The following is a 12,176-nucleotide window of genomic DNA, read 5'->3' on the forward strand; positions in this document are numbered from 1 at the left end:
ATTTAATCTTCCTTATTTTCCGTATTCCAAATATCCCGATGAAAGGATGTTGTCTGAACAGTATTTAAGATGGATTGTGCCCCACGCATTTGCATATGCTTCATCGGTGAAACGGAACGCGCTAATTGGCCCATCCACTCTGGGAATTTTCGTTTATCCACAAATGAAACGCCATACATTGTTCCAGGATAATCAATATAGCCATTTCGTGTTAACAATACTTTTCGAATCGGCAATTCAATTTGATTCTGTTGAAAAATCTGTTCGATCACTTTTTCCATCCGGTTTAATTGAATTAAAGGGCTTAACACTTTTTTTTCATTTTTCCCGACCTTCTTTAACCAGAAACGTTCACTATTTGCTATATATACCGCCTGACTTTCCTGTTCCAAAACCGTAATGCATAGACATTCTGTCGGTGTCATAATGATAATATCCAATTCTATCGGCGCTTTTTTTACACGTAAAATCGGATAATAGAATACTAAGTAATTGTCCGGCAATGTTTGAAGCATGGAACGCAATAATGTATCACGCATAAATTTTGGATCTACATAAGATTTTTCACGTAATGTCGAGCTTGCCCATTTCATTTGAAAATGAAAAAACTGATCAATGAACATTTTCTTAAGTTCTTCCAAAGTTTTTGGCGTATAGACAAGATTCGGTTCAAAAATTAACGTCGTATCTTCTTCCTGATACGCATTTTCTTCTACAGCCCAATCGTTGGAAATGTTCACTTTTTCGATATCTTCTTGTTCTTCTTCAAATACTTCTACATCTTTTTTGAAAGGGAAAAGTTTTTGGAACAGTGATTTTTTCTTCTCTTCCTTTACTTCTTCCTCAATATGTTCCCAACGTTCGATTGTTTCACCCGTCTGCCATTGATACTTTATTCGCTCCCACTGATTTTGCTTTAAGCGAATAAACTGCGTTGGATAGCGTGCCAAGTCAATTTCGTATCGTGAAATATAATCTTGAAGTTTTATTAACTGAGCCATTTTATCTACTCCCTAAGTTCATTCCAAATCTTCATTACGTTATATTCTACAGGTTATCTGCAAAAAAAAATAGCGCCTTGCCGTTAAGCAACGCGCTATTTTATTAAATTGAGTAATTAAGCTTTAATCCCTTTTGGAATTTTTGTTTCAAATTGTGCTTGTAATTTACGTGTCCATTCGCCCGGTGTACCGTTGCCGATAACTTTACCGTCAATTTCAATAACTGGCGTTACTTCTGATGTTGTTGAAGAAACGATTACTTCATCCATAGCAAGCAGCTGTTCTTTCGTCATCGCCTGTTCGTTAACAGGAAGACCGATTTCCGCAGCACATTTAATGATTACTTGACGTGTAATTCCATTTAAAATCAGGTTATTGGCTGGGTGTGTATAGAGTACGCCTTCTTTAATTCCGTAAATATTTGAAGATGAACCTTCCGTAATGATTTCATCACGGTGTAAAATCGCTTCATAGCAGCCCTTTTCATATGCTTCCTGTTTTGCAAGAACCGCACCAAGCAAGTTTAATGATTTAATATCACAATGTAACCAGCGAATATCTTCCACAAATGTAGCTTTTACACCTTTTTCAAAGTTTTCTAATGGGCGTGGATTTTCTTTTGTATTCCCTGTAATTACCGGTTTCACATTATCACCAGGGAAAATGTGGTTACGAGGGCCGGCACCACGTGTAATTTGGAAGTAAACATGACCTGTGTCAATATTATTAGCTTCTACAAGTTCATGCAATAATTGGTGCAATTTATCTTTAGTATAAGGAACTGTAATGCGGATTTTTTCAGCACTGCTATAAAAACGGTCAATATGCTCAGTCGCTGTAAACAATTCTCCATTATATACTTTCACGACTTCATATACACCGTCGCCGAATTGGTAACCGCGGTCTTCCTTATCCACCAGTACTTCTTCATTTTTTACAATTTGATCATTCCATAAACTAAAGCTCATCTCAAATACCACCTTTTTATTAGTTAGTTGCTAAATTTACGATTGCTTCTGCATAAATCGCAGCCGCCTTTATCAAGTTTTCAATATCAACAAATTCGTCGGCCTGGTGGGCAACATCTTGTTCGCCTGGGAACAGCATTCCGAATGCGACCCCTTTTTCCATAACGCGCGCATAAGTTCCTCCGCCAGTTGAAAGTGGCTTCGAGTAGTCATTGCTGTATTTGCGGTAAACTTGCAGCAATGTTTGCACCAATTCATCTTCCTCGCTCACAAAATGCGGAATTGAATTGCTCACTACATCTAGCGTAAATGCTTCATTTTGCAGTAGTGCCTGTGCTTTCGTAATTTTTTCTTCGTATGGATATGTCACAGAATAGCGCATACTCACTTCAATTGATGCACCGCGCTCATCAAAGCTTATGATTCCAGGATTTAATGTTGTCGGTCCTGACAGTGCATCTTCAAATTGGAAGTCCAATGCTGCTCCAAAATGATCCTCAAAAACACGGACAATAAAATCAACAAATGCCTTACTTTGTTTTGTCTTCACAACATTTTGTAAAAATTTCGCTAAGTAAACTGCTGCATTTCTTCCCTTTTCCGGTTCCATTGCATGAGCTGATTTACCTTTCACCACAATTATAATCCCATTATCATTTTTAGTGAAAGTACCTTCAACACCATTTTCTTTTAAATATTTCAGAAAATTCTCATTTGTGCTTTCTTCGGCATATTTTAAAATAGCTGTCGCTTCATCCGGCACCATATTTGTACGGTTGCCTGCATAGAATGACAGTAATTGCTCATCGCCTGATTGTTTTTCTTTACTTGAGAACGTTAAATGGGCAATACCTTTTTCAGCGTTGATTAGCGGAAAATCTGCATCAGGTGCAAAACCAATTGTCGGCATTTCCTCTTTTTCGAAGTAGCGCGTTACGCATTGGAATCCACTTTCTTCATCTGTGCCAATAATCATACGTACACGTTTTTTCAAAGGAATTTTTGCATCATGAATCAGCTTCATCGCCAGCCATGCAGCCATTGTTGGACCTTTGTCATCGATTGCACCACGGCCAAATAATTTTCCATCGGCCACTTGTCCTTCAAACGGAGGATATGTCCAGCTTGCAGCATCTCCTGCAGGCACTACATCTACGTGGCAAAGTACCCCGACAAGTTCTTCACCTTGGCCCATTTCAATATGGCCGGCCATATGATCCACGTTTTTTGTAATCATCCCTTGCTCGATACCTTTTTGAAGCATGAATTCCAATGCTGCTTTAGGTCCAGCACCGAAAGGCATTATATCAGAAAAATTATTTTCATCTTTTACACTTTCTATTTGAATCAATTGCTGTAATTCCTGAATAAGCTCTTCTTTTCTTTCCTGAGCCAGTTGTAACCAATCCATCACGACACCTCATTTTTATAATATTGTTATTGTACTCCTTCTTCTTGAAATTACAATAATCATTTGACAAAATCATCATTTTCTCTATTTCTAGGAATATTAAATATATGAATTTTCTGTAAAAATAGTGTTTTTCGTCTTTCATTTCTGGAAATCTGTTTGGTTTTCCGCTATAATGTATGTGTCAGAACATCTATTCTGACCAAACTTTCAGAAAAGGGGATGTCTAAGGCAAACTATTAAAGCCTAAGTGCACTCCGCACATATTTTGTCGTCCGCTAGTCTTATGCCATGAGAAATTAAGATCGAAGGAGTGGTTTTTAGAAATGAAGCCAACTACTGATAGAATGCTTAATCGTATTAAAGACGTGTATATGTTTATCCTGAATAAAGGAGAAGTGACTACACAGGATTTAGTCGAAGAGTTTAACATCACTCCTCGCACCATTCAAAGAGATTTGAATGTGTTAGCCTTCAATGACTTGGTAATGAGTCCAAGTCGGGGTAAATGGACAACGACGAAGAAAAAAGTAAAAATGACATCTTAGAATTCTTGAAAGCGGCTGATTCTTTATTTTGTGAGAAAGGACTAATTGTCCCAACATAACGTAAGGTGTCGATCAGTTACAAATGAAATATTATGAACATTGCTGACTCAGCAAGCGTTCACTTAGTTCTTGACACAGAGAACTAAAAGAAGCGAATGCCTTTTCGTCGGGGCATTCGCTTTTCCTTTGTTTATTATTTTGTCGCTAAAAGTTCAAGTTCCTGTTCTGTCAGCTCGCGGTATTCCCCTAAAGCCAATTCTTCATCAAGCTCCAATGTTCCCATTGACAGACGCTTTAAATACGTCACTTTCTTGCCTACCGCCTCGAACATGCGCTTCACTTGATGGAACTTACCCTCTTGGATCATCAGTTCAATTTCCGATTCTTCGCCAGAAACTAATATTTTTAATTCCCCCGGCTTTGTATGATAGCCATCATCCAATGTTACACCTTGTGCGAAAGTTTCGATATCGGCTTCCGTAACTACTCCGTCTATTTTCGCGTAATACCATTTTGGGACATGCTTTTTAGGAGAAAGCAGATTATGTGCTAAATTGCCGTCATTTGTAATTAACAGCAATCCTTCCGTATCTTTATCCAACCGTCCAACAGGAAATGGCTTAAAGTGCTGATAAGACGGGTCAAGTAAATCAATGACCGTTTGATCATAACGGTCTTCTGTAGCTGAGATGACACCCGGTGGTTTATTCATCATTAAATAAACAAACTCCACATATTCCACACGCTCACCGAATACCGAAACATTTTGCTTTTCAGGATTTACATGCATTGCCGAATCTTTTACTGTAACTCCGTCCACTGTTACCGCTTTTTGCTTTAATAATAGTTTTACTTCTTTTCGTGAGCCGTAGCCCATATTGGCCAATAATTTATCTAAACGCATAAAGTCCTCCATGAAAAAAGGGGACGCCTTTTATTGTAGACGTCCTCATTTTTATTTTACTAATCTTAATTTACGTGCAATTTTCGTGAATTTTTCACCTAATAATAATTGGGCTAACCCTAGCCGATAAGAAATCGCGCCGTAAAGAATCGCACCGACTCCTGCACAAATAATTGCATACAGCAGTGCCAAGACTTTTGTATCCGCCGGGGCAATCGCTGTTAAAATCATATGTGTAATCCATACACCTAAAGCCATCACAACAGTGAGAATAATAATTAATAAAATACGTCGCAACACAACTGTCGCATTGTAATCTGTCACTTTTTTCAGGACAAAAATATTAATTGCGATTGTCACTCCATAGCCAAGTGCTGTTGCTAAAATTGCTCCATCTACCGACATGAGGTGAATAAGCGGTATCGTGAGTATCGTCTTTGTAAGCAAGCCGACAAGTAAACTGAAGATGACCCACTTTTGGTAATTGACCCCTTGTAACATAGCAGCTGTTACTGAAAATAAAGCAAAGAAAATCGCAAGTGGTGCATAGTGACTTAATACTTGTGTACCCATTTCGCTGAAGGAATAGAAGAAATGATACAAATCTTCCGCCAAAATCGAAATTCCGATCGCTGCCGGTACAGTAATAAACAGCAGTACTTGATACGTTTTATCCATCGCACTATGTACTTGACGCAAATTACCTTCCGTATAAAATTTCGTCACCGTTGGAATGATGGCCATTGAAAAGCCTGTCGCCAACACAACAGGAATCATGACGATTTTTTGTGTTAGCAAATTGAGCATTGTAAAATACGGTTCATAAATTTCCGCCGGTACTCCACTTGCGCTCATCGCACGGTTAAATGTCAGCAAATCGATAAGCTGGAATAACGATCCTCCCAACCCGACAAAAACAACAGGAATCGAATATTTGAAAATTTCTTTGTACATATCCGAATAAGGAAGCCTCTGTTCTTTTGGTGCAACAGTTTGAACAGCCTTAATTTCAGGGCGTAGCTTTTTCCAGAAATAAAACAATGTCAACAGTCCGCCAATCGCGCCGATAAATGCAGCAAACACTGAGAAATTAATTGCGGCAATCTCATCACCGCCCATCACTTTAACAACGAGGAATGCCCCACCAAGTAAAAAGACAATGCGCACGATCTGCTCGACTAACTGAGAAACAGATGTCGGTAAATAGTGGCCGTACCCTTGCAAGTAACCACGTACTAAACTCATAAACGGTACAACAATTAATGCATAGCTCACCCATTTGATCACGTTCGCTACTTGCTCAACAGTAAATGTCTGTTCTTCACTGTCAATCACTATATTTGCAAGCGGTGTTGCAAGCAGATTCATTAAAATAAACGCTACAATTCCTGTAAGCGTCATCAGTAATGCACCTGTTTTTACTAGTCTTCGGCCGGCATCATAATCTCCAAGTGCATTATATTTCGAGACGAATTTTGAAACTGCAATCGGCAGTCCCGCAATGGCAACACTTAACATAATGTTATAAGGAATGTAGGCGTAATTGTATAAAGCAATATTATCTTCACCTACAATGGCGTAAAACGGGAAAATATAAATTAACCCTAAAAGCTTTGATAGAAACAACCCGATTGTCAATATGGCTGTTCCTTTCATTAATGAAGACATGAAATAACCTACCGTTCTATATGAAATTCTCTTAGTATAACAATTCACTTACCTTACAAATCTGTAGAGCAAGTTATTTATTTACATTATTTAACTTCCTTCATGTGACGGTACTCTCCTCAAAAAGTTCCCGTACATTTCCTTTTACAAGTTTACATGTGAAAGACCATTTACTCAAATAGTTTCTTCACTTCGTGTATAATAAGTAAGAGAAAAATCCGTTGAACGAAAAAATTTTTGCAAAAGAAAGTGAGAAATTATCTATGTATGATGTAATTGTAATAGGAGGCGGCCCATCAGGATTGATGGCAGCAATCGCCGCAGCCGAGCAAAACAAAAAAGTGCTGCTCCTTGAAAAGGGCTCAAAAGTAGGAAAGAAATTGGCCATATCAGGTGGTGGACGTTGCAACGTAACAAATCGACTATCAGCGGAAGAAATCATAAAACATATACCCGGCAATGGACGTTTTTTATACAGTCCCTTTACCGTTTATAATAATGAAGATATCATTGCATTTTTCGAAGGGCTTGGCGTGGCATTAAAAGAAGAGGATCATGGACGTATGTTCCCTGTCTCCAACCGCGCACAAGATGTTGTAGATGCCCTTGTTAATGAAATGAAACGATTAAAAGTGGAAGTCCGTTTACACACGGCAGTAAATAAATTACTCATGGATGATGAAAAGATCTATGGTGTACGTTTGGAGAGCGGCGAAGAAATCCGTACTAATGCAGTTGTTGTCGCAGTCGGCGGTAAAGCTGTTCCTCAAACAGGCTCAACTGGAGACGGTTATCCGTGGGCAGAACGTGCTGGCCATACCGTTACTACGCTTTACCCTACAGAAGTTCCGGTAACTTCTAAAGAACCATTCATTCAATCACGTGAGCTGCAAGGGCTGGCATTACGTGATGCAGCTGTCTCTGTCCTGAATAAAAAAGGAAAAGTTCTTGTTACACATCAGATGGATATGCTGTTTACGCATTTCGGTTTAAGTGGTCCTGCCATTTTACGATGCAGCCAATTTATTGTAAAAGAGCAGCTGAAATCCGGCAGCGCGCCCGTACAAGTCCGAATTCAATCTTTACCGGAATACAACGAGGAAACATGCTTCCAAATGTTGAATAAAACAATTAAGGAAGAACCGAAAAAAGCGGTGAAAAACTTATGGAAATCACTTGTTCCGGAACGCTGGCTTCTATTTTTAATGGAGCGCGCAGGTATTGACGCACAGTTAACAGGCATAGAATTATCTCAGGAGAAGATTCGCAATTTTGCACGTGAACTTGTCGCATTTACGATGGACGTTCACGGTACCCAACCGATCGAAAAGGCATTTGTTACTGGGGGCGGTGTTTCGGTAAAAGAAATAGAACCAAAAACAATGGCTTCCAAGAAAAAACAGGGACTCTACTTCTGTGGTGAGATTTTGGATATTCACGGTTATACAGGGGGTTATAATATTACTTCCGCGCTCGTAACAGGTCGAATTGCAGGTATGAGTGCTGGTCAACAGTAATGTTATCTGATTTTAATCGTAAAAATACTAGAACTGCTCATCATTCCCTAGTATCATAAGAGGTATGTACACTCAGGAGGATACGGCACGATGAATAATTCTCAAAAAAACCAGACTATGCTTTATTTAGCATCAGATGAGCTAATGCAAACGCATTTATCTTGCACTAAAATAAGCAATCGTAATAAAGATGAATTTACCTTTTCCATTCGTGTTTTTTGCTATGTCGAAAAAAATAACTCCTATGCGAAAAGTGTTCCATTATATTTGATACTCGGCTTAAATAAACAAGGCGTCGGCATGACTTTGGCTGTCGATTTAGTCAATATCCCAAATGTTTGCCCGATGCAATTAAAAAAGATTGTTGAACATTTGCAAAAAAGTCCGGCACTATTGCTAGTCGTTTGTCAGCAGCTCGATAAAATTGCTTCTTCTTCATCAATTGAAGAGGCCGTGCAAGCAAAACTGGCAAAACATTTCTTCATTGAAAATGCGCCAAAAGGAATTACAAGCTTTACGACAAATCGGCAGGCAAATGAACTGTACTGGCTCATGCATAAAAACCAAATAATTTCAGATATGGATTCTTTTAAATTGGACAGTGAAGGCGGACATATCGCATTTACCGTTCAGGTTGGCTTTAAACATGATTTTATAATGCAATGCTATGAAGTAGATTGCATGATGCATATGTTCAATGAAGACGAAAAGCTCGGCTATTATTTTGAGCTATATTTGGATCAGGAAAATTACCATCATCAGCTACTATATGAAACGTTGCCTGATCAGTTTATGGACAACAAAACATTTTTAAATCAGGTTTTGGAAGAAATGAAAAAGCGCAATGAAGAACAATATGACGATTATTTGCAGGATCTTATCGAAAAGTTTACAGCGAGCATATAGAAAGAGTCAATCCCGGTATTGGGGATTGACTCTTTTGTTTATACATATAAGTAAATTGCGAAGAACATTGCGACACTGCCCCCCAAAACAAAAACATGCCAAATTGCATGGTTGTATGGAATGCGGTCATTTTTGTAAAAGTATGTGCCGATCGTATACGAGAGGCCACCGATTAATAATGTGGCAAAGCCTGCGATTCCGATATGCGCGAATAGCGGCTTGGCAACAAAAATAATAAGCCAACCCATTCCGATATAAACTAACAGCGACAGTAATTTGAAACGGTAAACAAAAAATTGTTTTAGTATAATACCGATTGTTGCTAAAATCCATTGAATCGCAAAAATCATCCAACCTAATTTGCCTCCAATTGCGACTAATACGATCGGTGTATATGTTCCTGCAATCATTAAAAATATTGAGCTATGGTCGAGCTTTTTCAGAAAGGTTTTATGGTTCGGCCATGAATGATACATCGTTGAAGCAAAATACAGGCAAAACATTGAAATACCAAAAATAATATAGCTTATAAGCTCTAAAGTTGTGCCTTGATGCTGGGCTTTATTTATTAACAGCAATGTTGCGGGAATCGTCAGCAATGCCGCAACTCCGTGTGTCAGCCCGTTCCAAAATTCTTCCTTTGCACTATATCCACTTTGTTCCATCATGATTTGTGTCATAAAGCCACCTCTTTCATTATTCAATTATAAAAAAGTGTATTCAGTTGTTATAGAAGAACATGTCATATTTTCCATATGATATTTATCATAGGTTTGCTGGAAATCTTTTATTATGACTAAATAATATATTCTGTTGACTAAAATCCTTAAAATATTGACTAAATTCTTCCTTATAGTGACTAAATCTTTCCTTATAGTGACTAAATCTTTCCGTTTATTGACTAGATTAATTATTTCCGATGAATTGTGCAGGAAAACAGACAATCTCCGTATGAAAGGTTTTTAAAAAAGGAAGTTTCGGCAATTCACTTCCATTCTAGAAATAGGCTATATAGAATTGATTTGGAGGTGTTTTTTTGAAAAAATCGAATCATTATTTATTCATTGAAGCAGCCGTCCAGCGAATTCTCCCAAATGATCCGGAAGCTGCCGCATTTCAAGAAGAATTTTACCGTATGAAAGCCGGATTTGCGGGTGAAAAAAAGCTGAAAAATACCTTAAAAGATTTCTCCTTTAAAAGCGATTATTCTATTTTTTATAACTTTGAATGTGTAAATGACCGTGGTTTTACCCATCAAATCGATGCCCTGCTCATTACTCCGTATTTCATCCTCATTTTCGAGGTAAAACAACTGTCAGGAAAGCTCTCTTATAAACCTGTTTTTCACGAATTTACCCGCATAACAGAAAATCAAACGCGCGACAACTTTCCAAATCCCTTTGATCAAGTGTACCGCCACAAACTTTTTATCAAACAATTTCTACAAAAATTAAATGTAACGATGCCCGTCCTTCAATTAGTTGTGATAGCCAATTACCGCGCAGAGCTTGACGTCTCATTGGAAGGTTTCCCGATTATCCATATAAGCGGATTGCCTCGTTATTTAGAAAAACTTTATGCGGAAAATAACCATAAAAAGGTCAATATAACGGATATATGCTCCAAACTGAAAATGTTAATACAGCCTTTGCCTGCCAGAAAAACCATTGCACGCTGCCGGTTAAAATCGGGCGTATTATGCCAAAAATGCGAGTATATGGGCCGGATGCATTACGAGCGCGGAATTTGGCAATGCGAAAAATGTCACTCAAAATCCCGGGTAGCTTTACATGAAGCACTGCATCATTACCGGGTGCTGATCAGTCCGCGTATTTCAAATAAAGAATTTCGTGAATTTACTGGGATTAAAAGTACTTTTGCAGCTTCCAAAATTTTGGCGAGGCTCAATTTTGAAAAGTATGGTGCAACAAAAGGCCGCTATTATCTAATTCCTGAAGATATTTATTATAAGGGCGATGACTAATATGAGAAGTATTGGCAAAATAACAACGTCCGTTGGCTAAATAAGAGTCCCCATTGACTAAATCATCACAGATATTGGCTAAATTCCCTCCACCTTTGGTAAAATTTCCGGTACCTTTGGCTAAATCTCCCCTCCCTTGCCTCCTATTTCGTTCCACTAAAAAACCCTACCGGATATATTTTTCCGGTAGGATTTTGGTAATTACGCTTGAATATGACGAGCGATTTTTTCTGTTAAGCGAGTCGTTACTTTCGGCAATAATACTTTAATAGCCGGATTTAATACTGCACCTGAAAGACCGCCAGCAGTTACTTCTACTGTACCTGTCATATATGTACCGCCATCTTTCGGCTCGGCTGTAAATTCACCGCCGCCTTTAATATTATCTGATAGCCCTGTAATTTCAAATTTAATTTTAGAAGGCTCATTCATTTCGATAATTTTAATTTCGATTTCAACTTTTTTCTTTAAACCTTTAAAGTTTCCTTCGAATGTCCAATGTGATGTTTGGGCATCCAGTTCTTTATGCTCTTTGTAAGCTGGAACTAATACTGCCCATTTTTCTATTTTACTTACGAAAGCCCATACTTTGTCCTGGCTAACCGGGATTTGTACTGAATGTGATGCTTGTGCCATGTTGTTACACTTCTTTCTTCATTTCATTAAATGTCACCATTTACTATTCTAGTATTACATAGAAATCGGTTACGCAACATAGTTATTTTTGCTTTTCATGCAAGATTTGTGCTATTTCCCTTAGTTTCTTATTCGTTGTACTTTTCGTCCGTACAAGCCTGGCTTCCCCATCAAAAGCTATTCTTCCAATATTTAATATCATCAATTGCTCATCCTCTAACATAAAGCGTAGATGTGTAAATGATTGCGGCGCCCCCTGCCATTCAACCTGTGTACCGATCACTCTTATACTCATGCCATAATACACGTTATCCTCTATTTCAATCCGTTCCCCAATTTTTAAATCTGCCTTAGGTAATACAAAATTCCCTTCTACTGTTTCATATGTTAAATACGGCTCATTCCTTGCTAAAAATGCAGCCTGTTCATATGTCGTCACAAAGGAAATTTCAAGTTCATTGCTTCTCGGATAGACTTTCAGCGTAACGTCATGCGGGACAGACTGTACGAGCTGTTCATCAAATGAATAATCTTTCTCCACAGGATACGGTTCCTTAGCGGTCATATCTGAGGTACAGCCACTAAGTAAAAATAATAACGTAATTAGTAATAACTTTTTCATCCGCGGTCCTC

General features: G+C 38.3%; 12 protein-coding genes. 4 read left to right on the top strand and 8 right to left on the bottom strand.

Annotated features, from left to right (window positions below; all coding sequences use genetic code 11):
- Window positions 1-2: 2 nt before the first annotated feature.
- The 3 genes from MKY27_RS12485 to pepV all read right to left on the bottom strand — a co-directional run bounded on the left by MKY27_RS12485 (window position 3) and on the right by pepV (window position 3,380).
- Window positions 3-1,001, bottom strand: coding sequence for a nuclease-related domain-containing protein (locus tag MKY27_RS12485; RefSeq protein WP_339195452.1), 999 nt, complete (start codon window positions 999-1,001; stop codon window positions 3-5).
- A 116-nt stretch (window positions 1,002-1,117) separates the two neighbouring features.
- On the bottom strand, window positions 1,118-1,969 hold the full coding sequence (dat, locus tag MKY27_RS12490; protein ID WP_339195455.1) for a D-amino-acid transaminase: 852 nt from the start codon (window positions 1,967-1,969) through the stop codon (window positions 1,118-1,120).
- Window positions 1,970-1,988: 19 nt separating this feature from the next.
- Window positions 1,989-3,380 carry a dipeptidase PepV gene (gene pepV, locus MKY27_RS12495; protein WP_339195458.1) on the bottom strand — a complete coding sequence of 464 codons (1,392 nt, stop codon included), beginning with the start codon at window positions 3,378-3,380 and terminating at the stop codon, window positions 1,989-1,991.
- Window positions 3,381-3,706: 326 nt separating this feature from the next.
- On the opposite strand from pepV, the gene MKY27_RS12500 reads away from it, so the two are divergent.
- Window positions 3,707-3,928 carry a DeoR family transcriptional regulator gene (locus tag MKY27_RS12500; protein ID WP_008408196.1) on the top strand — a complete coding sequence of 74 codons (222 nt, stop codon included), beginning with the start codon at window positions 3,707-3,709 and terminating at the stop codon, window positions 3,926-3,928.
- Window positions 3,929-4,121: 193 nt separating this feature from the next.
- Here MKY27_RS12500 and MKY27_RS12505 read toward each other — a convergent pair whose 3' ends face one another.
- Complete coding sequence (locus MKY27_RS12505; RefSeq protein WP_339195460.1) at window positions 4,122-4,832, bottom strand: pseudouridine synthase; 711 nt, start codon at window positions 4,830-4,832, stop codon at window positions 4,122-4,124.
- Window positions 4,833-4,883: 51 nt separating this feature from the next.
- Entirely contained in the window at window positions 4,884-6,500 is a 1,617-nt protein-coding gene (locus MKY27_RS12510; protein ID WP_339195463.1) for a polysaccharide biosynthesis protein, read from the bottom strand.
- A 263-nt stretch (window positions 6,501-6,763) separates the two neighbouring features.
- Here MKY27_RS12510 and MKY27_RS12515 point away from each other — a divergent pair, with 263 nt between their 5' ends.
- Together MKY27_RS12515 and MKY27_RS12520 are read left to right on the top strand one after the other, a co-directional pair.
- A complete protein-coding gene (locus MKY27_RS12515) occupies window positions 6,764-8,017 on the top strand; it encodes an NAD(P)/FAD-dependent oxidoreductase (protein ID WP_339176634.1) in 1,254 nt (417 codons plus the stop codon).
- A gap of 90 nt (window positions 8,018-8,107) precedes the next feature.
- Window positions 8,108-8,923: a cysteine methyltransferase gene (locus MKY27_RS12520; RefSeq protein ID WP_339172698.1), complete on the top strand. Its 816-nt coding sequence runs from the start codon at window positions 8,108-8,110 to the stop codon at window positions 8,921-8,923.
- Between the two features lie 38 nt (window positions 8,924-8,961).
- Here the strand turns inward: MKY27_RS12520 and MKY27_RS12525 are convergent, their stop codons facing one another.
- A complete protein-coding gene (locus MKY27_RS12525; protein ID WP_339195465.1) occupies window positions 8,962-9,603 on the bottom strand; it encodes a hemolysin III family protein in 642 nt (213 codons plus the stop codon).
- Between the two features lie 356 nt (window positions 9,604-9,959).
- Here MKY27_RS12525 and MKY27_RS12530 point away from each other — a divergent pair, with 356 nt between their 5' ends.
- On the top strand, window positions 9,960-10,907 hold the full coding sequence (locus MKY27_RS12530; RefSeq protein WP_339195468.1) for a nuclease-related domain-containing protein: 948 nt from the start codon (window positions 9,960-9,962) through the stop codon (window positions 10,905-10,907).
- A 201-nt stretch (window positions 10,908-11,108) separates the two neighbouring features.
- Here the strand turns inward: MKY27_RS12530 and MKY27_RS12535 are convergent, their stop codons facing one another.
- Window positions 11,109-11,543, bottom strand: a complete 435-nt coding sequence (locus MKY27_RS12535) for an SRPBCC family protein (protein ID WP_339172707.1) — start codon at window positions 11,541-11,543, stop codon at window positions 11,109-11,111.
- An 82-nt stretch (window positions 11,544-11,625) separates the two neighbouring features.
- Window positions 11,626-12,165 carry a hypothetical protein gene (locus MKY27_RS12540; RefSeq protein ID WP_339195470.1) on the bottom strand — a complete coding sequence of 180 codons (540 nt, stop codon included), beginning with the start codon at window positions 12,163-12,165 and terminating at the stop codon, window positions 11,626-11,628.
- Between the last annotated feature and the right edge of the window lie 11 nt (window positions 12,166-12,176).

Origin of the sequence: Solibacillus sp. FSL R5-0449, assembly GCF_037975215.1 — a bacterium.
Lineage (GTDB): Bacteria > Bacillota > Bacilli > Bacillales_A > Planococcaceae > Solibacillus.